25 protein-coding genes and 2 rRNA genes (1 of these 27 running past the window's edge) are annotated in these 23593 nt (G+C 62.8%); 22 read left to right on the plus strand and 5 right to left on the minus strand.

Going from position 1 to position 23593, the window contains the following annotated elements; genetic code table 11:
- Nucleotides 1-91: 91 nt before the first annotated feature.
- From ACTRWG_RS10670 to rimM, 9 genes are all read left to right on the plus strand, one after another.
- Nucleotides 92-619: a hypothetical protein gene (locus tag ACTRWG_RS10670; RefSeq protein WP_027235623.1), complete on the plus strand. Its 528-nt coding sequence runs from the start codon at nucleotides 92-94 to the stop codon at nucleotides 617-619.
- Between the two features lie 163 nt (nucleotides 620-782).
- Nucleotides 783-2303 (plus strand): signal recognition particle protein, encoded by a 1521-nt coding sequence (gene ffh, locus ACTRWG_RS10675; RefSeq protein ID WP_027235624.1) that lies wholly within the window; start codon nucleotides 783-785, stop codon nucleotides 2301-2303.
- Nucleotides 2304-2306: 3 nt separating this feature from the next.
- Nucleotides 2307-2858, plus strand: a complete 552-nt coding sequence (locus tag ACTRWG_RS10680) for a GNAT family N-acetyltransferase (RefSeq protein ID WP_027235625.1) — start codon at nucleotides 2307-2309, stop codon at nucleotides 2856-2858.
- Between the two features lie 149 nt (nucleotides 2859-3007).
- Nucleotides 3008-3574: a GNAT family N-acetyltransferase gene (locus ACTRWG_RS10685; RefSeq protein ID WP_036797674.1), complete on the plus strand. Its 567-nt coding sequence runs from the start codon at nucleotides 3008-3010 to the stop codon at nucleotides 3572-3574.
- A gap of 61 nt (nucleotides 3575-3635) precedes the next feature.
- Nucleotides 3636-4238: a GNAT family N-acetyltransferase gene (locus tag ACTRWG_RS10690; RefSeq protein ID WP_027235627.1), complete on the plus strand. Its 603-nt coding sequence runs from the start codon at nucleotides 3636-3638 to the stop codon at nucleotides 4236-4238.
- 114 nt (nucleotides 4239-4352) lie between these two features.
- Nucleotides 4353-4661, plus strand: a complete 309-nt coding sequence (locus ACTRWG_RS10695; protein ID WP_027235628.1) for a chorismate mutase — start codon at nucleotides 4353-4355, stop codon at nucleotides 4659-4661.
- A gap of 60 nt (nucleotides 4662-4721) precedes the next feature.
- On the plus strand, nucleotides 4722-5090 hold the full coding sequence (gene rpsP, locus ACTRWG_RS10700) for a 30S ribosomal protein S16 (protein WP_027235629.1): 369 nt from the start codon (nucleotides 4722-4724) through the stop codon (nucleotides 5088-5090).
- 4 nt (nucleotides 5091-5094) lie between these two features.
- Nucleotides 5095-5733: a 5,6-dimethylbenzimidazole synthase gene (gene bluB, locus ACTRWG_RS10705; protein ID WP_027235630.1), complete on the plus strand. Its 639-nt coding sequence runs from the start codon at nucleotides 5095-5097 to the stop codon at nucleotides 5731-5733.
- Between the two features lie 153 nt (nucleotides 5734-5886).
- Entirely contained in the window at nucleotides 5887-6390 is a 504-nt protein-coding gene (gene rimM, locus ACTRWG_RS10710) for a ribosome maturation factor RimM (RefSeq protein ID WP_027235631.1), read from the plus strand.
- Between the two features lie 9 nt (nucleotides 6391-6399).
- On the opposite strand, the gene ACTRWG_RS10715 is transcribed toward rimM, so the two are convergent.
- A complete protein-coding gene (locus ACTRWG_RS10715) occupies nucleotides 6400-7443 on the minus strand; it encodes a phosphotransferase (protein WP_462829301.1) in 1044 nt (347 codons plus the stop codon).
- Between the two features lie 56 nt (nucleotides 7444-7499).
- Here ACTRWG_RS10715 and trmD point away from each other — a divergent pair, with 56 nt between their 5' ends.
- The 6 genes from trmD (at nucleotide 7500) to ACTRWG_RS10745 (ending at nucleotide 12774) form a co-directional block, all read left to right on the plus strand.
- Nucleotides 7500-8303 carry a tRNA (guanosine(37)-N1)-methyltransferase TrmD gene (trmD, locus tag ACTRWG_RS10720; protein ID WP_027235633.1) on the plus strand — a complete coding sequence of 268 codons (804 nt, stop codon included), beginning with the start codon at nucleotides 7500-7502 and terminating at the stop codon, nucleotides 8301-8303.
- A 112-nt stretch (nucleotides 8304-8415) separates the two neighbouring features.
- Entirely contained in the window at nucleotides 8416-8751 is a 336-nt protein-coding gene (locus ACTRWG_RS10725) for a YegP family protein (RefSeq protein WP_027235634.1), read from the plus strand.
- Between the two features lie 346 nt (nucleotides 8752-9097).
- The gene (gene rplS, locus ACTRWG_RS10730) at nucleotides 9098-9472 is read left to right on the plus strand and encodes a 50S ribosomal protein L19 (RefSeq protein WP_027235635.1); all 375 of its coding nucleotides are present in this window, start codon (nucleotides 9098-9100) and stop codon (nucleotides 9470-9472) included.
- Between the two features lie 11 nt (nucleotides 9473-9483).
- A complete protein-coding gene (gene rpmE, locus ACTRWG_RS10735) occupies nucleotides 9484-9705 on the plus strand; it encodes a 50S ribosomal protein L31 (RefSeq protein ID WP_027235636.1) in 222 nt (73 codons plus the stop codon).
- A 114-nt stretch (nucleotides 9706-9819) separates the two neighbouring features.
- Nucleotides 9820-11853, plus strand: coding sequence for a DEAD/DEAH box helicase (locus ACTRWG_RS10740; protein ID WP_036797278.1), 2034 nt, complete (start codon nucleotides 9820-9822; stop codon nucleotides 11851-11853).
- A gap of 111 nt (nucleotides 11854-11964) precedes the next feature.
- Nucleotides 11965-12774 carry a division plane positioning ATPase MipZ gene (locus ACTRWG_RS10745; protein ID WP_027235637.1) on the plus strand — a complete coding sequence of 270 codons (810 nt, stop codon included), beginning with the start codon at nucleotides 11965-11967 and terminating at the stop codon, nucleotides 12772-12774.
- Between the two features lie 18 nt (nucleotides 12775-12792).
- On the opposite strand, the gene ACTRWG_RS10750 is transcribed toward ACTRWG_RS10745, so the two are convergent.
- Nucleotides 12793-14025, minus strand: coding sequence for an adenylate/guanylate cyclase domain-containing protein (locus ACTRWG_RS10750; protein WP_027235638.1), 1233 nt, complete (start codon nucleotides 14023-14025; stop codon nucleotides 12793-12795).
- A gap of 51 nt (nucleotides 14026-14076) precedes the next feature.
- Entirely contained in the window at nucleotides 14077-14517 is a 441-nt protein-coding gene (locus ACTRWG_RS10755) for a MarR family winged helix-turn-helix transcriptional regulator (RefSeq protein ID WP_027235639.1), read from the minus strand.
- Nucleotides 14518-14588: 71 nt separating this feature from the next.
- Between ACTRWG_RS10755 and hmgA the strand changes: the two genes are divergently transcribed.
- The 7 genes from hmgA to maiA all read left to right on the plus strand — a co-directional run bounded on the left by hmgA (nucleotide 14589) and on the right by maiA (nucleotide 21559).
- The gene (hmgA, locus tag ACTRWG_RS10760; protein ID WP_027235640.1) at nucleotides 14589-15944 is read left to right on the plus strand and encodes a homogentisate 1,2-dioxygenase; all 1356 of its coding nucleotides are present in this window, start codon (nucleotides 14589-14591) and stop codon (nucleotides 15942-15944) included.
- A 105-nt stretch (nucleotides 15945-16049) separates the two neighbouring features.
- A complete protein-coding gene (gene fahA, locus ACTRWG_RS10765) occupies nucleotides 16050-17306 on the plus strand; it encodes a fumarylacetoacetase (RefSeq protein WP_027235641.1) in 1257 nt (418 codons plus the stop codon).
- Between the two features lie 82 nt (nucleotides 17307-17388).
- Nucleotides 17389-18339, plus strand: a complete 951-nt coding sequence (locus tag ACTRWG_RS10770) for an MBL fold metallo-hydrolase (protein ID WP_027235642.1) — start codon at nucleotides 17389-17391, stop codon at nucleotides 18337-18339.
- Between the two features lie 151 nt (nucleotides 18340-18490).
- On the plus strand, nucleotides 18491-20101 hold the full coding sequence (locus ACTRWG_RS10775) for an FAD-dependent oxidoreductase (RefSeq protein ID WP_027235643.1): 1611 nt from the start codon (nucleotides 18491-18493) through the stop codon (nucleotides 20099-20101).
- Between the two features lie 5 nt (nucleotides 20102-20106).
- Nucleotides 20107-20325 (plus strand): DUF2783 domain-containing protein, encoded by a 219-nt coding sequence (locus ACTRWG_RS10780; RefSeq protein ID WP_375543578.1) that lies wholly within the window; start codon nucleotides 20107-20109, stop codon nucleotides 20323-20325.
- On the plus strand, nucleotides 20322-20864 hold the full coding sequence (locus tag ACTRWG_RS10785; RefSeq protein WP_027235645.1) for a VOC family protein: 543 nt from the start codon (nucleotides 20322-20324) through the stop codon (nucleotides 20862-20864). The genes ACTRWG_RS10780 and ACTRWG_RS10785 overlap by 4 nt, the downstream gene beginning before the upstream one ends.
- Before the next feature lie 62 nt (nucleotides 20865-20926).
- A complete protein-coding gene (maiA, locus tag ACTRWG_RS10790; protein WP_027235646.1) occupies nucleotides 20927-21559 on the plus strand; it encodes a maleylacetoacetate isomerase in 633 nt (210 codons plus the stop codon).
- Nucleotides 21560-21698: 139 nt separating this feature from the next.
- On the opposite strand, the gene rrf is transcribed toward maiA, so the two are convergent.
- Nucleotides 21699-21813: ribosomal RNA gene (gene rrf, locus ACTRWG_RS10795) — 5S ribosomal RNA — on the minus strand.
- Between the two features lie 208 nt (nucleotides 21814-22021).
- Nucleotides 22022-23593: ribosomal RNA gene (locus ACTRWG_RS10800) — 23S ribosomal RNA — on the minus strand (it continues 1256 nt past the right edge of the window).

Raw genomic sequence — 23593 nt, forward strand, 5'->3', positions numbered from 1 at the left:
GTGGTGCAGCTGCGCTGGTTGCCGGTCATATGTGACGGCCACGCCGCCAGTTTCCCCTGAATGGCAGCATTCCCCAGGGTAAACTGACTGCATGAAAATCACCCGCAACACGCCCGGGCAGCTGATCCTGTCCGACACGCCGTGGTTCATCGGTATTGCACTCGCCCTGTTCATTCTGGCTTTCGCCGGCGCCGGCCTCGGCGCTGCCAGCTCCGGCGGCGAGAATCTCTGGTTCGGAATCATCTTTGCGCTCATGGGCGGCGGCATGGGCTTTGCCGCCTTCTGCCTGTTTGTGCGCCGGGTGCAGGTGATCCTCGACCGGTCCGAGGGCAGCCTTGTGATCCGGCGCCAGTCGGTATTCGGCTACAGCCGGGTCGAGCACCGCCTCGCCGACCTCTCCCACGCCGAGGTGGAAAGCACCACCAGCCGCAGCGAGGGCCGCAGCCGCACGCTCTACCGCACGGTGCTGATCCTGGACGGCGGCATGAGCGCAGGCCGCCACCCGGTGGACGAGGCCCACACCAGCGGCCGCGGCCCCCACCAGCTGGCAGAAGCGGTCAACGCCTGGCTTCCCGCTGCCGGCCCGTCAAAGGTTGACTCCGGCGGCCAATCCGCGTAACGCCTGCCCAAACATCCGGGAGATCTGAGTCTTCCGGTCCCTGCCCGTGCCAGGGATCGCCCCCCACCAGCGTGTTACGCCCGTGGGGGCATTTGCGCATGGACCGCTTGTCGCCTACATACGGGGCGCCACACATTGAAACCGGCATCAGGAGGCCGCAGGCATGTTTGAAAATCTATCCGAACGCCTTTCCGGCGTCTTTGACCGGCTCACCAAACAGGGCGCCCTCAATGAAGAGGACGTGAAATCCGCCCTGCGCGAAGTCCGCGTCGCGCTGCTGGAAGCCGACGTCTCGCTGCCGGTTGCCCGCGACTTCGTCAAGAAGGTGCAGGAGCAGGCCACCGGCCAGGCCGTCACCAAGTCGGTCACCCCGGGCCAGCAGGTGGTCAAGATCGTCCACGACGCGCTGGTCGACGTGCTGCGCGGCGACGAAGACCCCGGCAAGCTAAAGGTCGACAACCCGCCCGCCCCCGTCCTGATGGTCGGCCTGCAGGGCTCAGGTAAGACCACCACCACCGGCAAGCTGGCAAAACGGCTGAAGGAAAAAGAGGGCAAGAAGGTCCTGATGGCCTCGCTCGACGTCTACCGCCCGGCGGCGATGGACCAGCTGGCCGTCCTGGGCGCCCAGATCGGCGTCGACACCCTGCCCATCGTGCCCGGCCAGAAACCCGTCGACATCGCCAAGCGCGCCAAGCAGCAGGCAACGCTCGGCGGCTATGACGTCTACATGCTGGATACTGCCGGCCGTCTGCACATCGACGAAACCCTGATGCAGGAGGTCGAGGACGTCCGCAACGTGGTCTCCCCACGTGAGACGCTCTTGGTGGTCGATGGCCTGACCGGCCAGGTTGCGGTTGAGGTGGCCGAGGAATTCGACGCCAAGATCGGCATCTCCGGCGTGGTCCTGACCCGAATGGACGGCGACGGCCGCGGCGGTGCGGCGCTGTCGATGCGCGCCGTCACCGGCAAGCCGATCCGCTTTGTCGGCCTGGGCGAAAAGATGGACGCCCTGGAAACCTTCGAGGCTGACCGGATCGCCGGCCGCATCCTCGGCATGGGCGACATCGTGGCGCTGGTCGAGAAGGCCCAGGAAACCATCGAGGCCGAACAGGCCGAGAAGATGATGAAGCGCATGATGAAGGGTCAGTTCAACATGAACGACCTGAAGATGCAGCTTGAACAGATGCTCCAGATGGGCGGCATGGAGGGCATGATGCAGATGATGCCCGGCATGGGCAAAATGGCCAAGCAGGTGCAGGACGCGGGCATGGACGACAAGGTGCTGAAACGCCAGATTGCCATGATCCAGTCGATGACCAAGAAGGAGCGCGCCAACCCCGCTCTGCTGCAGGCCAGCCGCAAGAAACGCATCGCGGCCGGTTCCGGCATGGAAGTCTCCGACCTCAACAAGCTTCTGAAGATGCACCGGCAGATGGCCGATGTGATGAAGAAGATGGGCAAGATGGGCAAAGGCAAGATGCTGAAACAGGCCATGAAGGGCATGTTCGGCAAGGGCGGTATGCCGGATATGGGCGGCATGGATCCCAGCCAGATGGACCCCAAGGCACTGGAAGCCGCGGCCAAGGCAATGGGCGGCAAAGGCGGCCTGCCCGGCGGCCTCCCCGGCCTTGGCGGCGGCATGGGCCTGCCCGCGGGCCTCAGCGGCTTCGGCAAGAAGAAGTAAGCCATGCAGCTCCCCGTCATCCCTCAGCTTGAAACTGATCGCCTGGTCCTGCGCGGACCGGAGGCGGCGGATTTCGGGCCGGTGGCAGCGTTCTTCGCCGACGAAGCACGCTCCTGGGGGTTTGGCGGGCCACTCGACCGCAACGAGGCCTGGCGCTGGTTCACCATGTCGGTGGGCCACTGGGCAATGCGCGGTTTCGGCTTTTGGACCATCACCAGCAAAGAGACCGGCGAGACGCTTGGCATCACCGGCATCTGGCAGCCCGAAGGCTGGCCCGAACCGGAACTGGGCTGGGTCGCCTTCCCGGCTGGTGAAGGCCGCGGTATCATGGCCGAAGCCGCACTGGCCGCCCGCACCCATGCCTATGAGGTGATGGGCCTGCCGGCGCTCTGCTCCAATATCTTTCCGGGCAACACCCGGTCGGTGGCCCTCGCCGAACGGCTGGGCGCGGTGTTCGAAAATGAGTTCGACAACCCCAAGCACGGGCGCGAGCTGGTTTACCGCCACCCTGCCCCTGCAGCGCCCTGCGACGGCGGGATGGAGGCCTACGCATGAGCTTTCATCAAATTTGCGCCAACCAGGCTTGTCCGGCCGCGGCAGGCGCGGCCCGTTTAACTGAAAATTACGCAGTCTCCCCGATACTCCTTCACCGGATGGGTGAAAATTTTGCCGGGCGGCCCGCCGCCCGGGCAGAGGGGTATAAGATGACTGATGCGCAAAAACCGTATCCGCGGCTTGTTTCCAAACGGCTTATGCTGATTTCTCCGGCCGATCCGGAATTTGACGCCAACGCTGCTTTCCTTGATCCGGGCGCGCCCCGCTTCATTGATGCGGCGGACGATCCCGACTCCCTGTGGTGGTCGATTGCCACCATCATCGGCCACTGGCACCTGCATGGCTACGGCCTGTTTGCGGTTGTCGAACGCAGCACCGGAATGACCGTGGGCCTCGTCGGCCCCTGGTTCCCCAAGGGCTGGCCGGAGCCGGAACTGTCCTGGCACCTGATGGAGCCGGGCCGCGGCAAGGGCTATGCCAGCGAAGCCGCACAGGCCGTCCTGGACTGGCTGTTCACAGAGGCCGGCTGGAAGTCTATCGTCTCCTACGTGCCGGAAGAAAACGACGCCTCCATCGCGCTGGCCCGCCGCGTCGGCGCGCGGCCGGAAAAGCCGGTTTCCTTCCGCCTGCAGCCCGCGCCCAACATCCGCGCCTGGCGCCACATGCCGCCGGTCCGGGTTTCCGGCCCGCAGGCTGCACGGGGCCTGCTGCACTGATGCGCCTGAACGGGGTCATATCCCGGCCCGGCCGCGCCCTTCCCATGGAAGGAGCGCGCTGATGCCGTTTGACATCCCGGTGATCGAAACCCGCCGCCTGGTGCTGCGCGGCCCCGAGCCGCAGGACTACCCGGACTTCAAGGCCACCTTCAGCTCCTACCGCTCCCGCTTCATGGGCGGGCCGCTGAACCCTTACGAAGCCTGGATGCTCTATGCCGCCGAGATCGGCCATTGGCAGGTCCGTGGCTTCGGCATGTGGATGATCCACGACAAGGCCACGGACGAAACCTACGGCATGGCCGGCGGCTGGCAGCCCGCAGGCTGGCCCGAACGCGAGATCGCCTGGATCATCTGGCCCGGTGCGGCCGGCAAGGGCTATGCGCTGGAGGCTGCGCACGCCGCACGCCGCCATTTTTATTCAAATCTGGGCTGGGAGACCGCGGTCAGCTATATCGACCCCAAGAATCTCGACTCGATCCGGCTTGCGGAACGGCTGGGCGCTAAGAAGGACCGCGAGGCCGCCACCATCGACGGCAATGATGCGGTCTACCGCCACCCCGCGCCGGACGCCCTGAAGGACAGCCAGATCGCGCATGGCATCGACATGGAAATTGCCCATTACGCCGACCCGCTCTTCAAACCGGAGGGCTGGGCCATTGACTGAACGGCGTTCGGATACCATGTCGCTGCACTGCGGCGGTGCACAGCTGTTGCACGCCCGCTGCACGCGCGGCACCCTCTTGACGACACCCCGGCCTGCTGCATTGCGGAGAACCTGATGACAACAGATATCCAAGATCCCGTTGCCCGTGCAGCCCAGCTGCTGAAGGGCCACCGCGAAAGCATCGACCGCCTGGATGCGATCCTCGTCTATACCTTGGGCGAGCGCTTCAAACACACCCAGGCGGTGGGCCGGCTCAAGGCCGAACACGACCTTCCCCCGTCCGACCCCACCCGCGAAGCGGCGCAGATCGCACGGCTCGAAGACCTGGCGCAACAGGCCGATCTGGACCCTGAGTTCGCCAAGGCTTTCCTGAACTTCATCATCGGTGAAGTTATCAGGCATCACAAGAAACACCAAGAATAACAAAGACAACAGGAACAACCGGGGCATACCCCGGACAACGCCATCAAAGGAGATGTACCCATGGCAATGAAAATCCGTTTGGCCCGCGGCGGCTCTAAAAAGCGTCCCTTCTACCGCATCGTGGCTGCTGACAGCCGCATGCCGCGCGACGGCCGCTTCATCGAGAAGCTGGGCACCTACAACCCGCTGCTGCCGAAAGACTCGGAAGACCGCGTGAAAATGGACATGGAGCGCGTGCAGCACTGGCTGGACCAGGGCGCGCAGCCGACCGACCGTATCGCCCGTATGCTGGAAGCAGCAGGCGTCCGTGCCAAGGCCGAGCGCAGCAACCCGAAAAAAGGCACCCCGGGCAAGAAAGCCCAGGAACGCGCCGAAGAGAAAGCTGCAAAGGCTGCTGAGGCTGCCGAAGCAGCTGCAGACGCGGAATAATTCCGTGGAGCTGCGGGGCGCTTTTCCCGAAGAGTTCCGCAGCCAGCTTGATCTGCTGATGCGGCTCCGGCGCGACGTGCGCCGGTTCCGCAGCGATCCGGTGGAGGAGGCAGTGCTGATGCGCTGCCTCTCTGCCATTCCGCTTGCCCCGTCTGTGGGCCTAAGCGAACCCTGGCGCATCCTGCGGGTAGAAAGCGAAACCGCCCGCGCTGCTGCGCTGAAGAATTTCGAAGCCGCCAATGCCCAAGCGCTGACTGGGTATTCCGGTGAGAAAGCAGAGCGTTATGCAGAGCTGAAACTGTCCGGCATGCGCGAAGCCCCGGTGCAGCTGGCGATTTATTGCGACGATGATACCGCACAGGGCCACGGGCTGGGCGCGGCCACCATGCCAGAGATGCGCCGCTATTCGGTGGTCACCGCCATCACCCTGTTCTGGCTCGCCCTTCGCGCCGAGGGGCTGGGCCTGGGCTGGGTTTCCGTTCTGGATCCGGAGCAGCTGAACCACGACCTGAACGTGCCAGCAGGGTGGCAGCTGATCGGCTACTTCTGCATCGGCTATCCGGAACGGCTGTCGGACACGCCGGAACTGGAAGAAACCGGATGGCAAAGCCGGATGGCGGACCTGCCGCTCGAAACCCGCTGAGACCGCCCATGGGACGGTTGATAAGGCTTGTGTTTTTTGTTGCAGTGGCCTTTACCGCGGGCATCTTCTTTGAACGCAACCATCAAGTGGAACTCTGCGAACAATCCGGCGGCCAGTGGCTGCGCGCGGGGTTCTGTGCAAAGGACTGACACCATGAGCGATCTGATCTGCGTTGGCGCAATTGCCGGATCCTTCGGGGTGCGCGGCGAGGTGCGGCTCAAGAGCTTCTGTGCGGTCCCGGAAGAGATCGAGGATTACTCGCCGCTCAGCAATGAGGACGGGTCCAAAACCTATTCCCTGACCATCACCCGCCCGATCAAAAACGGCTTTGCCGCACTGCTGGAAGGCGTGGAAACCAAAGAGGACGCCGACGCCATCAAGGGCCTGCGCCTGTTTGCCCGCCGTGATCAGCTGCCGCAGCTGCCGGATGACGAGTTCTACCACGCTGACCTGATCGGGCTGGAGGTTTATGACACCGGCGGCACCCTTCTGGGCACGGTGAAATCGGTGCAGAACCATGGCGCCTCGGACCTGCTGGAGGTCCACGGACCGGGGCTGAAGTCGGCGGTGCTGCTGCCCTTCACCCTGGAGGCTGTGCCGACCGTGGACCTATCCCAGGGCCGGGTTATCGCCGATCCGCCCGAGGGGCTGCTCTGAGACGGCTGCTCAGTCGTCTTCATCGGCCAGCAACGCCTCAAGAACCTGAACCGCCTTAGCCGCGACCTGCGCGCTTTTCAGGCGCTGCTCCGGCGGTTTATGGCACAATCCCACCCAGCATCTGAACAGGCGATGAGCATAGAAGAAGCGGAACACAGGGTCATTCACCAGCTCCGCGCCATAGCCGTCCTGAAACGCCTCCCAATCGGCCTGCGCAACCAGCCCGAAGCCGGGCGTCTCGCCCTCCGCGGCCAGATGGTCCGGGCAGTTGGCCAGCCAGATGTTGGCGAGATCGCGCTGCGGGAAGATACCATCATGGTTTGAGAAATCGATAAAGGAGACGGTTGTTTCCGACATCAGGATATTGCGCAGATGCAGGTCGCCATGCTCGACCGCGGCGCGAAAGGGTTGCCCCCGCGCACGCCGCCCTGCCCGGTGCAGGTAAGCACAAAGACCCAAGAACTTGTTGGGTTTCGGCACCGGCAGCTGCCCGTCGCGCACCGCCTGAGCCTGGTTTGCAACACGGGTCAGGAACGGCTTCGGCCAAAATTGCCGGTCTCCGGCAGCGGAAACCTCATGCAATGCGGCCACTGCAGACCCAATCCGCCGCAAAATACTGCCCCGGTCTCCGAACCCGTATTCTGCGACCGCCAATTCGCGATGTGCTGTGTCACCCCGGACAAATTCCATCAGGACAAAGGGGTTTCTCGTGTCCCGCCACAGGAGCGCTGGTGCAGACACGCCCGGCATCGCCTCCAGACTGACTGCAGCGGCCTGATGCCGGCTCAGAATCCTGGCCTGCCGAAGCGGATCGGACGCCTCAAAATCGGCACGCAAGACAAAGCTCCGGCCATCCGCGATCCTGACCTTCAAGACACAGCGGCGATGCTCAACACCGCTGTTGACCTGCATCCTGCGGAACACAGCCCCATCTTCGGGCAGGCCGGCTTCAGCGGCCGCCCTGGGCCAAAGCGCCAGCGCACGGCCCTCTACCGCGTCCATCGCGGCAAACGGATCGTGCCGGGCTGCCGCAGGCGGCTGTTCTGAATTCATCGAAACACCAAAGCTTTTTATTGCGTGGAAATCTGACTGCACTAAACAGCACCATTATGACAGCACCAAGCAAATCTCATGGCCGCAAGGCGATCCGCCCCACGCTGAAGCCACGCGAGCTGATGACGCCAACGCCGGATCTGGCGGGGGTGTGGAAAGCCAAAATCATAACGCTGTTCCCCTCGGCTTTTCCTGGCGTGCTGGGCGAAAGCCTGACCGGCAAGGCGCTGCAGGAAGGCCTTTGGCAGCTGGAAACCGTGGACCTGCGCGAGTTCGGTGTCGGCAAGCACCGCAATGTCGATGACACGCCCGCCGGCGGCGGCGCCGGCATGGTGCTGCGCGCCGATGTTCTGGGCGAGGCGATTGAGCACACGATGGCGGATGCCCGGGGCAACTGGCCACTGGTCTACCTGACCCCGCGCGGACGGCCGATGAACCAGCAGATGATGCAGAGTTTTGCCCGGTGCGACGGCATCACCCTGCTGTGCGGCCGCTTTGAGGGCGTCGACGAGCGCGTGCTGGAACACTACGGCATCCAGGAAGTCTCCCTGGGCGATTTTGTCATGACCGGCGGCGAACTGGCCGCCCAGGCGCTGATCGACGCCACCGTGCGCCTGATCCCCGGGGTGCTGGGCAACCAGGCCTCCACCGAGGAGGAAAGCTTCTCCTCCGGCCTGCTGGAGCACCCCCAGTATACCCGCCCTGCCGAATGGAAAGGCCGGGAAATCCCCGAAGTTCTGATGTCCGGCCACCACGGCAAGATTGCCGAGTGGCGGCATGATATGAGCGAAGAAATCACCAAGACCCGCCGCCCGGATCTGTGGGACGCCTATTGCCGCAAGAGGCAAAACGAAGGCTGAACGGCAGGCCGGATATGCGGCCCAGGGGGCGCCAGCTGCGCCAGACCGTTGCCGGACGCCCCAAGCCGTGCTTTAGTCCGCTCATATTCATGAAGAATTAGGAGTGAACAGGGTGGCTGCTAAATTTGAACTTTATACCGACAACGCAGGTGAATTCCGGTTCCGCCTGAAAGCAGGCAACGGCGAGAACATTCTGTCCAGCGAAGGCTACAAGCAGAAGGCCAGCGCCGAGAACGGCATCGAGTCGGTCAAGAAAAACGCGGGCGACGATGCGCGCTATGAGCGCAAGGAGACTTCTGCGGGCAAGCATATGTTCAATCTCAAGGCCACCAACGGCCAGGTGATCGGAACCTCCCAGAGCTATGCCAGCGCATCGAGCCGCGATGGCGGCATTGAGTCAGTCAAGAAAAACGCCCCGGATGCCGCGGTCGACGACCAGACTGGCTGAGGCCTGAAAGACGGGGACAAGCGGCCCCAAATCTTTTGAGAAAAGATTTGGCAAGAGTTTTGTGAAAACTCTTGCCAGCAGCGCAGCCGGGCACTTGTTTTGTTGGTCTTGCGGACGTATACAGCGCCGGTCTGGATTCGCATTTGCGGCTCCGGGCCGCTGGCTGTTGGATCACTCACCTGAAAATCTTCTTCGGTTTTCGCTTTGGGCCCTGCCGCCAGCAGCAAGGAACAGACGGCGTGATCTCTGGCGGGCTGCCATATGGCGGGACCCGGTGAAGACCAGGAGCTCTCATGACGGCAGAAACCTCTGCGGAAAGAACCGCAGGCAGATTAGGAGAGTTGCGATGGACCTGATCGCACAGCTGGAGGCGGAACAGATCGCCGCCCTGGGGAAAGAGATCCCCGACTTCAAAGCCGGTGACACCATCCGTGTCGGCTACAAGGTGACCGAAGGCTCGCGTTCGCGCGTGCAGATGTACGAAGGCGTTTGCATCAGCCGTAAGAACGGCTCGGGCATTGCAGGCTCGTTCACCGTCCGCAAGATTTCGTTCGGCGAAGGCGTGGAGCGTGTGTTCCCGCTGTATTCGACCAACATCGACAGCATCACCGTGGTGCGCCGCGGCCGCGTCCGCCGCGCCAAGCTGTATTACCTGCGCGCGCGCCGCGGCAAGTCGGCCCGTATCGCAGAAGACGCGAACTACAAGCCCAAGAAAGCCTGAGGAGTGGTATCATGAAAAAAGACACCCATCCCGATTACCACTTCATCGACGTCAAAATGACCGACGGCACCATCATCAAGATGCGCTCCACCTGGGGCAGCGAAGGTGATCAGCTGGCACTGGACATCGACCCGACCGTGCACCCGGCCTGGACCGGCGGCACCTCGCGCCTGATGGATGCCGGCGGCCGCGTGTCCAAGTTCAAGAAAAAATACGAAGGCCTGGGCTTCTAAGCCGCCTGCCGTATTTTTCAAACTCCCGAAGGCTGCCCCGGACGGGCAGCCTTCTTTCTTTTTCTCCTTACGCTGGGGCCGGATCCGTGCCCCGCGGGAAAGACAGCTCCCCTCGTGAAACAAGCCCTGGCAAATGCCCTGCAAGAGCGCGGATATGAAACCCTGACCCAAGTTCAGGAGGCTGTGACCCAGCCTGACCTGGAAGGGCGCGACCTGCTGGTGTCTGCACAGACCGGATCTGGCAAGACAGTCGGTTTCGGCCTGGCGCTGGCGCCCACCCTGCTGGGCGAGGGCGAGGCATTCGGCGAAGCCGCCGCGCCGCTGGCGCTGGTGATTGCCCCGACCCGCGAACTGGCATTGCAGGTTAAACACGAGCTGAGCTGGCTTTACCGCGAGGCCGGTGCCGTGATCGCCTCCTGCGTCGGCGGCATGGACATGCGCGACGAGCGCCGGGCGCTGGCCCGCGGCGCCCATATCGTTGCCGCAACGCCGGGCCGTTTGCGCGACCACATCATGCGCGGCTCCATAGACCTCAGCAACGTGCGCGGCGTGGTGCTGGACGAGGCGGACGAGATGCTGGACCTTGGCTTCCGCGAGGACCTGGAATTCATCCTGAGCGAAGCGCCGGAAGAGCGCCGGACACTGCTGTTCTCCGCCACGGTTCCGCCGGCGATTGCCAGCCTGGCCGAGACCTTTCAGCGCGACGCGATGCGGATCAAGACCGCCGGCGAAACCAAGCAGCACGCGGATATCGAATACCGGCTGATGAGCGTGGCGCAAGCGGACGCGGAAAACGCCATCATCAACGTGCTGCGTTACTACGAGGCGCCCAGCGCCATCGTCTTTGCCAACACCCGCGCGGCGGTGAACCGGCTGGCGGCGCGGCTGACCAACCGCGGCCTGCCGGTGGTGACGCTTTCGGGCGAGCTGAGCCAGACTGAGCGCAGCCATGCGCTGCAGGCGATGCGCGACGGGCGCGCCCGGGTCTGTGTAGCCACCGACGTTGCTGCGCGCGGCATCGACCTGCCGGGGCTGGAGCTGGTGGTCCATGCAGAACTGCCCTCCAACCACGAAACCCTGCTGCACCGCTCCGGCCGGACCGGCCGCGCGGGCCGCAAAGGTGTCAGCGCCCTGATCGCCCCTCCCAAGGCGCGCGCCAAGGCGCTGCGGCTGCTGAAATGGGCCAAGCTGAATGCGGAGCATTGCGAGGCGCCCTCGGCCGACGACATTCTGGCCCGTGACGAAGAGCGGATGCTGGCCGATCCTGTCTGGCAGGAACCCGTTACCGAGCAGGAACAGGCAGGGGTTCAGACCCTGCTGAACACGTTTTCCGCCGAGCAGATCGCCGCCACCTATCTGCGCCTGTTCCGCAGCCGCCACTCAGCGCCGGAAGATCTGCGCCCGGCGGATACGGCGGAACCGCGCAAGGAGCGCAAGGAACGCAAAGCCTTTGGCCCGTCGGTCTGGTTCTCGCTGTCCGGCGGCCGCGAAGCCGGTGCCGATCCGCGCAAGGTGCTGCCGATGCTGTGCAAGGCCGGCAATATCGACCGCGATGCCATCGGCGCGATCCGGGTACAGGACAACGAGACATTTGCCGAGATCAGCGAAGGCGCGGTTGAAGGCTTCCTGAAAGCGCTGGACGGCAAGACCGAGCTGGAACCGGGTGCGGTGCTGACACGGCTCTCCGAAGCGCCGGAACTGGCCCCTGCCCCGCGCCGCGGGCCTGGTGGTCCGAAAGGCGGCTTCAAGGGCGACCGCAAGCCCAAGCCGCACCGCGGCAAGGAAGACGGCCCGAAGCCTTATCGCGCCAAATCCGGCGACAAGGGCGACAGCCGGCCACCGCGCAAGGAATGGCAAGAAAAGCCGGCCCGAGAAGAGCGCCGCGAGCCGCGTTCGGACGTGCATCCCAGCAAACCCAAGCCGGCTGTGACCGCCAAGCCGAAAGGGGCGTCCGATCCGTCCAAGCGGATGGCCAAGCCCGGCGCCCCAGCAGCCAAATCGTTCAAGGCGAAAGGCCCCAAGCCGCCGGTTGGCAAGCCGAACAGCAAAAAGAACAAGGCGCGCGCGGCCGTTGTGCCAGGAAAGCCGGGAAAGGGCGGTGACGCCCGCCCCAAACGCAAGCCGGCGGGACCTGCAAAACACAGGTGATACACTAAGTTTACCAGCCTGCGCGCACCACTTTTCTTGGCGGAGTCCAGACCCTATACAGGGGCACAAAGCTAAAGACGTGCAACAAAGCACGAGCAAAGGGACCTGTACATGGCGCATATCATTGTCGTCGGCAACGAGAAGGGCGGCGCGGGCAAATCGACTGTCTCCATGCATGTTGCAACCACTCTGGCCCGGCTGGGCCACAAGGTGGCAGCGCTGGACCTGGACTTGCGGCAGCGCTCCTTGGGGCGCTATCTGGAAAACCGCAAGGACTTCTGCGCCAAGGCGGGGCTGGACCTGCCAATGGTGGACATGCACGAGCTGCCGGAGATCGACCCGGCCAGCCTGCAGCCAGGTGAGAACATCTATGACCACCGCCTGTCAGCCGCGGTTTCGGCGCTGGAGCCAGGGCATGATTTCATCCTGATTGACTGCCCCGGCTCGCACACGCGCCTGAGCCAGGTCGCGCATTCGCTGGCGGACACGCTGATCACGCCCCTGAACGACAGCTTTGTCGATTTCGACCTGCTGGCGCATGTGGACCAGAAGGGCGAGAGCATCACCGGCCCGTCAGTCTATTCCGAGATGGTGTGGAATGCGCGGCAGCTGCGGGCGCAGGCAGGCCTGAAGCCGATTGACTGGATCGTGATCCGCAACCGGGTCGGCACCCAGCGCATGGTCAACAAGGAAAAGATGGAACGCGCCATCAAGATGCTGTCCAAGCGGATCGGCTTCCGCGTGGCACCGGGTTTCTCCGAGCGGGTGATCTTCCGCGAGCTGTTCCCGCGCGGCCTGACGCTGCTGGACCTGAAGGACATCGGGGTGAAGCAGCTGAACATCTCCAATATCGCCGCCCGGCAGGAGCTGCGCGACATGATGAAGGAAGTGAACCTGCCCGGGGTCGAGATCAGCATCTAATCCCGCCCCGGCAGCGCCTCAGCTATCGCAGCCGCAATTGCCGCGGTAGATGGTGTACAGCTCCATCGGCTCAGCGACCCCGCGCAGCATGTAGCGGCCCAGAGACACCAGATCATGGTTGGTGCCTCTGGCGGCCGACTTCACGACTTCGGACATAATGATGTTCTGGCCGACCGACCGGTGCATCCCAGCAATCCGCGCGGTCTGGTTCACCGCCTGGCCGATCACGGTAAAGTCGAGCCGGTTCTCAGCCCCGATGTTACCATAGAGGATAGTGCCGGCGTGCAGCGCCAGGGTAAAGCCCGCGGTCGGTAGGCCCTGCTCCTCACGTTCGGTGTTGTACGCGCGGATCTTGCCGCACAGCTCATTGGCTGCGGCCAGCGCCGCGTGGGCGTCTTCCTCGATGCTGCCGAGGTTGAACATGGTCAGCATCCCGTCCCCCATGAACTTGAGGATGTTTCCGCCATGCGCCTGGATGGTTTCCACCGCCAGGCCGAAGTAGCCGTTCAGCATCTCGATCAGTTCGGTTCCAGGCAACCGCTCAGCCAGCTGGGTGAAGCCTTTGAGGTCGAACAGGCAAATCACCGCGTCAATCTGCTGCGAGGAGCCGCGCTGGATCTCGCCCGACAGCACCCGGCGGCCGGCATCGCGGCCCAGGTAGACCTGCAACAGGTCGCTCGCCATCTGCCGGTTGGAGGAGGATTTCAGCGCTAGCCCCAAGTGAGGCAAAGTGGTGCGGATCAGGTCCAGCTCGCGGTTGGAGAACCCGCCCGGACGGTCCGTCGCCCAGGAGACCAGCATGCCCTCTTGCGGGTGAACGGGGTCGTTCGGCCCGGCCTCGGGCGGGGCGAACCGCACGCCCTTGGCAAAATAATCCGTTGCCCCGCGTTCCCGCAGCTCCGGCAGCAGCGGGAACTCCTCCGGCGCGCCGTCTTCGAGTTTCTCGCGGAATTCGTCCAGCTCCTTGTCCAGGATGTGGAAGAAAGGGCTGCGCAGCCATTCCTCGCGCGGAGACTCGCGGTATTCGTAATGCTGGTGCGACAGGCCGTCTGCGCGGGTCCAATTGAAACCGATGCCGCCGAATTTCGGGTGAAAGGCGCGCTGCGCCACATGAAATCGCCACAACGGCACGCCCGCATCGCACAGCCGCTGGCAATAACCCTGCAAAAGGTCCTGCTGCTGTGCCCCGTGCAGCCCCTGCTCCATCAGCCAGGCAATCAGCGGTCCCGAATTGACATCAATCTGTATCATGCGCTCACCTTCAATTCCGCTGCCTTATCTGGGCATTGCGTCTCGCGATGTCTACGGGTCGATGCCTGCTAATTTGCGCAGCATATACCGCAAAATCGCAACCTCGCCGGTCGTGAACTGGCGGCACAATCTGGCATCGAACTCCTGCGCCACATCCCGCAGCTCCCGGTAGGCGGATTGCCCCGCCGGGGTCAGCGTCAGATGCTCCGCCCGGCGGTCGTTTTCATCCCGCGTCCGGGTGACGAACCGCTTCTCGGCCAGCTTTGCCACCGCACGGCTGATCTTGGTCTTATGGATCTTGGCCCGCTCTCCGATCTCCTTGGCGGTCATCTGGCCATAGTTGCCCAGGTGGAACAGCACCCGCCATTCCGTGCGCAGCATACCATAGCGGTCCTTGTAGTGCCGCTGAAACCCGAGGGAGCTTTCCTCGGCCGCCCGGTTCAGCAGAAAAGGCAGGAAATCCTGCAGAGTGAAGTCATCTTTTTCGGTCATTTGCGTCCTCTCTCCCTTGTTAGTTACAAAACCAACTAATATTCCGCAAGCAGTGACAGGAGGAACGCGCGATGAATCGGCCAGCCGATCCCCATAAAATGATCCAGGCTCCCTCGCTTGCGGGGCCGAACGAGGGCTATATGCCCGGCTTTGCCAACGACTTTGAGACCGAGGCGCTGCCTGGCGCCTTGCCGCAGGGCATGAACAGCCCGCAAAAATGCAACTACGGCCTTTACGGCGAACAGCTGAGCGGCACCGCCTTTACCGCCGACCCGCCGGAGCGGACCTGGACCTACCGGATCCGCCCCTCGGTCAAGCATTCGCACCGCTACCAGAAGATCGACCTGCCGCACTGGAAGTCGGCGCCCTGTGTCGATCCGGACGTGATTTCGCTGGGCCAGTACCGCTGGGATCCGGTGCCCCATTCCGATGAGGGCCTGACCTGGCTCACCGGCATGCGCACGATGACCACCGCAGGCGACGTGAACACCCAGGTCGGCATGGCCAGCCACATCTATCTGGTCACAGAATCGATGGTGGACAGCTATTTCTTCTCTGCCGACTCGGAACTGCTGGTGGTGCCGCAGGAAGGGCGCCTGCGCTTTGCAACTGAGCTGGGCATCATTGACCTGGCACCGCAGGAGATCGCGATTATCCCGCGCGGAATGGTGTACCGGGTGGAGGTGCTGGAAGGCCCCTGCCGCGGCTTTGTCTGCGAAAACTACGGCCAGAAATTCGAGCTGCCGGGCCGCGGGCCCATTGGCGCCAACTGCATGGCCAACCCGCGCGACTTCAAGGCGCCGGTGGCGGCGTTCGAGGACCGCGAGGCGCCCTCGACCGTGACCATCAAGTGGTGCGGCCAGTTCCATGAGACCAAGATCGGCCACTCGCCGCTGGATGTGGTCGCCTGGCACGGCAACTACGCGCCCTACAAATACGACCTGACCACCTATTGCCCGGTAGGCGCGATCCTGTTCGACCACCCGGATCCGTCGATCTTCACCGTGCTGACCGCGCCGTCGGGTGTGCCGGGCACCGCGAACATTGATTTCGTGCTTTTCCGCGAGCGCTGGATGGTGGCGGAAAACACCTTCCGCCCGCCGTGGTATCACAAGAACATCATGTCGGAGCTGATGGGCAACATCTACGGCCAGTACGACGCCAAACCGCAGGGCTTTGTGCCGGGCGGGATGTCCCTCCACAACATGATGCTGCCGCACGGGCCGGACAAGAACGCCTTTGAGGGCGCGTCGAACGCCAACCTCGGCCCCGAGAAGCTGGACAACACCATGTCCTTCATGTTCGAGACCCGCTTCCCGCAGCATCTGACCGCATTTGCAGCCAAGGACGCGCCGCTGCAGGATGACTACATCGACTGCTGGAGCGACATCGAGAAGAAGTTCGACGGCACGCCCGGCCTGAAATGAAATGGTGAGGGGGCGCTGCCCCCTCTGGGCCGGACCGGCCCATTCACCCCCGGAGTATTTCCGGAAAGATGAAAAGGATCTGAGGATCCGGAAACTGGAGACACTATGCCTCTGCTGAAATCCTGGGTGGCCTCGGCCAATGATGCGGACCACCCGTTCCCGCTGAACAACCTGCCCTACGGTGTGTTTTCCATTGATGGCGATGATCCGCGCTGCGGCGTGGCCATCGGTGACATGATCCTGGACATGCAGGCCGCCGAAGAGGCCGGGCTGATCCAGCTGGGCGATGCGCCGCTGTTCGACGTCCCTTACTGGAACGACCTGATGGAAGAAGGCCCCGCCGTCTGGGCCGCGCTGCGCGACCGTCTGACCGCGCTGCTGTCCGAAGGCTCCGCCGAGCAGGAGAAGGTGGAGACCCTGCTGGTTCCCGCTGCCGATGCGGAGCTGCACATGCCCTTTGCGGTCAGCGAATACACTGACTTCTACGCCGGCAAGAACCACGCCTTCAACGTCGGCACCATGTTCCGCGGCCCGGAAAACGCGCTGCCGCCGAACTGGCTGCACATCCCGATCGGCTACAACGGGCGCGCGTCTTCTGTTGTGGTCTCCGGCACCGATGTCCGCCGCCCCTGGGGCCAGCTGAAAGGCCCGAGTGATGACAAGCCGCGGTGGGCGCCCTGCGCGCGCTTCGACATTGAGCTGGAAATGGGCGCGATCGTCGGCACACCCTCGGACGGTCCCATCACTGTTCAGGAAGCGGATGACAACATCTTTGGTTACGTGCTGCTGAACGACTGGTCGGCGCGCGATATCCAGGCCTGGGAATACCAGCCGCTGGGGCCGTTCCAGGCCAAGGCAACTGCCAACACGATCTCCCCCTGGATCGTGACCAAGCCGGCGCTGGAGCCGTTCCGCTGCGACACGCCGGAGCGCGAAGTGGAGCTGCTGGACCACCTGAAGGACTGCGGCCCAATGCTCTATGACATCGATCTTGAAGTGACCTTGGCACCGGAAGGCAAGGAGGCCACGACCATCGCGCGGACGAACTATAAGGAAATGTACTACTCTGCCGCGCAGCAGCTGGCACATCACACCACCTCGGGCTGCCCGATGAACGCGGGCGACCTGTTGGGATCCGGCACCATCTCCGGCCCCACCAAGGAAAGCCGCGGTTCGCTGCTGGAACTCAGCTGGGGCGGTAAGGAGCCGCTGACGCTGGACAGTGGCGAGGAGCGCTCCTTTATCGCTGACGGCGACACGCTGACCCTGAAAGGCGCGGCCAAAGGAGATGGCTACACCATCGGGTTCGGCGACTGCACCGGCACCGTGCTGGCTGCTCTGGACGATCCGTTCAAGAGGTAAGCCGCGCTTTCCCTCTTGCCACAAATACACCCGCCGGAGGCTCCCGCACTTGCCTCTGGCGCACCGCTGAAAGGACAGACACATGGCCAAGGCATTCGCGTCCCAAGGGGACATGAGCGAAAAGAAAATCTCCTTCACCGAGGTTGGCGAGGGCCTGTATGCCTTCACCGCAGAGGGCGATCCGAACTCCGGCGTGATCATCGGCGATGACAGCGTGATGATTGTCGAGGCGCAGGCGACCCCGCGGCTGGCAAACAAGGTGATCGAATGCGTCCGCTCGGTCACCGACAAGCCGATCACCCATGTGGCGCTGACCCATTACCACGCGGTGCGCGTGCTGGGCGCCTCCGCGTTTGGCGCACAGCAGATCATCATGGGCGACGCCGCACGCGCCATGGTCGTGGAGCGCGGACAGGAGGACTGGGACAGCGAATTTCAGCGTTTCCCGCGGCTTTTCGAAGGCCATGAGAGCATTCCCGGGCTGACCTACCCGACCACCACATTCTCCGACGACATGACCGTCTACCTCGGCAACCGCCGGGTCGACCTGATGCACCTGGGCCGCGCCCACACCGCGGGCGACATCGTGATCCATGTGCCGGACCAGAACGTGATGTTCACTGGCGACATCGTCGAATACCACTCCGCCTGCTATTGCGGCGACGGCCATTTCGGCGACTGGGGCGACACGCTCGACAACATCAAGGCTTTCGACGTTGACGCCATTGCACCGGGCCGCGGCGATGCGCTGGTCGGCAAAGAGATGGTCAATGCCGCAATCGAGAACACCCGCGATTTTGTCGAAAGCACCTACCGCCCCGCGGCCAAAGTGGCGGCCCGCAACGGCACCCTGAAGGAAGCCTGGGACGCGGTGCGCGCGGAGTGCGATCCGAAGTTTGCGGACTATGCGATCTATGAGCATTGCCTGCCCTTCAACGTCGCCCGCGCCTATGACGAGGCCCGCGGCATCGACACCCCGCGGATCTGGACCGCTCAGCGCGATCTGGAGATGTGGGAGGCCCTGCAGGGCTGAGCTCAGGCCAGAATTTGCAACCGGGGCGTTTTGATCCAGATCGTGTCGCCCCGGCAAAACCTGTGAGACGCTGGACCATGCTCCCGGCTGCCCTCTGCCGGGAAAGGGTTGAGCTGTGCCTGAAGGCACCCGGAATTTGGGAGGAGACCTGATGAACAAGATCTTTGAAGTCCCTTTGTACCCCTACGAGCGCCATGCGGATGAGGATGCCTCTTCGCCCGTACGCCGCAAGGTGGTGGTTATAGGGGCGGGCCCGGTTGGCCTGGCTGCCGCCATCGACCTGGCGCAGCAGGGCACCGAAGTTGTGGTGCTGGACGACAACGACAAGGTGAGCTTCGGCTCCCGCGCGATCTGCTTTGCCAAGCGGCCGCTGGAAATCCTAGACCGGCTGGGCTGCGGCCAGCCGATGGTGGACAAGGGTGTGCAGTGGAACACCGGCAAGGTGTTCTTCGACGACCGGCAGGTTTATGAATTCAACCTGCTGCCGGAAGAGGGCCACAAGCGCCCCGCCTTCATCAATCTGCAGCAGTATTACTTCGAGGAATACCTGGTGAACCGGGTGCGCGAACTCCAGGAGCAGGGCGCGCCGATCGAAATCCGCGGCCGTAACAAGGTTTCCGCCATAGGCACTCATCCCACCCACGTGGTGCTGGAAATCGATACTCCCGAAGGCTCCTATAACTTGGAAACCGAATGGCTGATCGCCTGCGATGGCGCTGGCTCCCCCACCCGGCAGATGCTGGGTCTGGATTTCGTCGGCCGTGTATTCGAGGACAACTTCCTGATTGCCGACGTGATCATGGAGGCGGATTTCCCGTCGGAACGCTGGTTCTGGTTCGACCCGCCCTTCAACAAGGGCCAGTCGGCGCTGCTGCACAAGCAGCCTGACGGGGTCTGGCGCATCGACCTGCAGCTGGGCTGGGATATAGACAAGGAGCGTGAGAAGCGCCCGGAAAACGTGATCCCGCGCCTCAAGGCGATGCTGGGCGAGGATGTGAAATTCGAACTGGAATGGGTCTCGATCTATACCTTCCAGTGCCGCCGGATGGAGCAGTTCCGCCATGGCCGGGTGATCTTTGCCGGAGACGCCGCGCACCAGGTCTCGCCCTTCGGCGCCCGCGGGGCCAACTCCGGCCTGCAGGACACCGATAACCTGTGCTGGAAGCTGAAGCTGGTGATGGACGGCAAGGCGCCTGAAAGCCTGCTGGACAGCTATGATGCGGAGCGCATCCACGGTGCGGATGAGAACATCCTCAACTCGTCGCGCTCGACCGATTTCATCACCCCGAAATCGGAGATCAGCCGGGTGCTACGCGACGCGGTCCTGGACCTGTCGGAACAGTATGAATTCGCACGTCCCCTGGTGAACTCCGGCCGCCTGTCGGTGCCCTGCACCTATGACGGCTCGCCGCTGAACTCGGCGGATGCGCTGGACGGGCCGGACCGCACCCGCCCCGGCTCCCCCTGTCCTGACGCGCCGCTGAGCGACGGATTCCTGTTGGACAAGCTGGGCGATAAATTCGTGCTGCTGACCATCGACGCCGACGCGCCGGATGTGATCGTGGAGGAAGGCATCGAGGTCACCCGCCTGGCGCTGTCGATCAAGGATGACAAGACACTGGCACTGCAGCAGCGCTATCTGGGCAAGCATGAAAGCGGCGTCTACCTGATCCGCCCGGACCAGCACGTGGCCGCCCGCCGGCCTGCCTTTGATGAAAACCAGTTCCGGCACGCAATCCGCCGGGCCATCGGCAAGGAATGACCGCCATGACAGAGACCGATCAGCTGATCCTGACCGCCAACACCGAGCGCGCCGACGATTTCTACGCAGATCTCTTGGCGGCGCACGAGGGCCTCAGCAGGTCCGAAAGCGATGCCCTGAATGCACGCCTGGTGCTGGTGCTCGCCAACCACATTGGAAAACGCGCGATCCTAAAACAGGCGCTGGCTGCGGCCGCGCTGAAACCCGGGGAGGACACCGCTTGAAAATCGAACAGATTCACCACGTCGCCTACCGCTGCAAAGACGCCAAAGAAACGGTGGAGTGGTACAACAAGATGCTGAAGATGGACTTTGTCCTGGCCATTGCCGAGGACCACGTGCCATCGACGCATGAACCCGATCCCTACATGCATATCTTCATGGATGCGGGCAACGGCAACGTCCTGGCCTTCTTCGAGCTGCCGACCAAGCCGGAGATGGACCGCGACCGCAACACGCCGGTCTGGGTGCAGCACATCGCCTTCAAGGTGAAGGACCGCGACACCCTGATCCAGTTCAAGGAGCATCTGGAGGCAAATGGCGTCGAGGTGCTGGGCGTCACCGACCACTCCATCTTCCACTCGATCTATTTCTTCGACCCGAACGGCCACCGGGTGGAGCTCGCCTGCCCCGATCCGGCAGAAGACGCGCTGCTTGAAAAGCTGGACGCGGTGAAGTGGGAGATGCTGGAGGAATGGTCCAAGACCAAGAAGGCGCCGAAACACGCTGACTGGCTGCACGCCAAGGAACTGAACAAGGGCTAAGCCCGCACGAACGGGCAAAGGCAGCCCCCAAGGGCTGCCTTTTCACGAGAGGGAGGACGCAGATGAGCCGCACGGTTCTATATGATTACTGGCGCTCTTCAGCCAGCTACCGGCTGCGCATTGCGCTGAACCTGGCGGAGATCGGCTACACCACCGTCCCGGTCGATCTGGTCAAGGGCGAACACAGAAGCCCGGACCACCTGGCCCGCAACCCGCAGGGGTTTGTCCCGGTGCTGGAAATTGACGGTCTGCGGCTGACCCAATCGCTGGCGATCCTCGACTACCTGGACGAAACCAGGGCGCTCGGCCTGCTGCCCCAGGACACGGGCCAGCGCGCCTTGGCACGGGCCCTGGCGCATTCTGTAGCGGTGGATGTGCACCCGGTCTGCAATCTGCAAGTGGCGAAACACGCCACCGCACTCAGCGGCGGCGCGCCGGACATGCCCAAAGCCTGGATGCAGCATTTCATCCGCCCCGGCCTGCAAGCGTTCGAAGTGCTGCTTGGCGGATTCGAACAGACGCCTTTCTGCACCGGGGACACACCGGGGCTGGCGGACATCTGCCTGATGCCTCAGCTGTACAACGCCCGCCGCTGGGAGGCGGAGTTCTCGGACCTGCCGCGCATCTGCGCGGTGGAGGCCGCCTGCACAGAACACCCCGCATTTACAGCCGCACATCCGGATCAGGCGGCCTGAGCGGCGCGCGCCGCAGCCTTAGCACTCCGGGTCAGTTGGCCGGTTATTGTGTTTTTTAACGCAAAACCGCCGCTTGCGTTATGTGCAGCGGCGGTTTTGTTTTGGGCATCGTTTAAGAGAGTTATTTGGATTTTACTAGGTTTGGCGGTGACCTACTCTCCCAGGGCTTGAGCCCAAGTACCATCGGCGCGACAGTGCTTAACTTCCGGGTTCGGGATGGGACCGGGTGTTTCACTTGTGCTGTGGCCACCAAACCGAGAAAAATCCAGATGCCTTCGGCAGGTGGATTTTTCTCGGTTAGCGGCAGGCAGCGTATTTGCAAAGCAAATGCGCGTTGCCGCACCTGAGTTACGTCACAGGACGTTTCCACAAGCGGAAGGCAATACAATCAACGTTTGTCCAAGTTTTTTGTTTTGGATGGTTTGCTTTATTTGGTTCGAGTAACACTGTCTGTTACTGGATCAAATCAAGCCTATCGGGCGATTAGTACCGGTCAGCTGAACGCATTGCTGCGCTTACACCTCCGGCCTATCGGCGTGGTGGTCTTCCACGGCCCTCAGGGATACCTTGTTTTGAGGGGGGCTTCCCGCTTAGATGCCTTCAGCGGTTATCCTGTCCGATCATAGCTACCCAGCACTGCTATTGGCATAACAACTGGTCCACCAGTGGATCGTTCACCCCGGTCCTCTCGTACTAGGGGCAACTCCTCTCAAGTATCCTGCACCCACGGCAGATAGGGACCGAACTGTCTCACGACGTTCTAAACCCAGCTCACGTACCTCTTTAAACGGCGAACAGCCGTACCCTTGGGACCTGCTCCAGCCCCAGGATGAGATGAGCCGACATCGAGGTGCCAAACACTGCCGTCGATATGGACTCTTGGGCAGTATCAGCCTGTTATCCCCGGCGTACCTTTTATCCGTTGAGCGATGGCCCTTCCACGCGGGACCACCGGATCACTATGGCCGACTTTCGTCTCTGCTCGACTTGTCAGTCTTGCAGTCAGGCTGGCTTCTGCCATTGCACTCAACGAGCGATTTCCGACCGCTCTGAGCCAACCTTCGCGCGCCTCCGTTACTCTTTAGGAGGCGACCGCCCCAGTCAAACTACCCGCCACGCAGGGTCCCGGATCCGGATAACGGACCGCGGTTAGACATCAAGAGTGCGAAGGGTGGTATCTCAAGGGAGGCTCCACCGGAACTTGCGTTCCGGCTTCGATGCCTACCACCTATCCTGCACATCACAATCCTGATGCCAGTGCGAAGCTGTAGTAAAGGTGCACGGGGTCTTTCCGTCTAACCGCGGGAAGCCTGCATCTTGACAGGCAATTCAATTTCGCTGAGTCGATGTTGGAGACAGCGGGGAAGTCGTTACGCCATTCGTGCAGGTCGGAACTTACCCGACAAGGAATTTCGCTACCTTAGGACCGTTATAGTTACGGCCGCCGTTTACCTGGGCTTCAATTCGGAGCTCTCACCCCTCCTTTTAACCTTCAGGCACCGGGCAGGCGTCAGACCCTATACGTCGCCTTGCGGCTTCGCAGAGCCCTGTGTTTTTAATAAACAGTCGCCACCCCCTGGTTTGTGCCCCCGGATCCAAGTTGCCTTGAACCCGGGCCTCCTTCTCGCGAACTTACGGAGGTATTTTGCCGAGTTCCTTCAACATCGTTCTCTCAAGCGCCTTGGTATTCTCTACCAGTCCACCTGTGTCGGTTTAGGGTACGGTCTGACGGAGGGCTATTTCCAGGGACTGATCAGCAGCCCAGTCAATCCGATAAGACTGAACTACCTTCACAATCCGTCACATCCTCCTGGCCTAGGAATATTAACCTAGTTCCCATCGCCTACGCCTTTCGGCCTCGGCTTAGGGGCCGGCTTACCCTGCTCAGATTAGCTTTAAGCAGGAACCCTTGGACTTTCGGCGAGAGTGTCTCTCACACTCTTTGTCGCTACTCATGTCATCATTCTCGCTAGTGATCTCTCCACCGGATGGCTCACGCCCCGGCTTCATCGAAAGCCTCTCTCCTCCAATACT

The organism is Leisingera sp. G5_S3_59_S7, assembly GCF_054968485.1.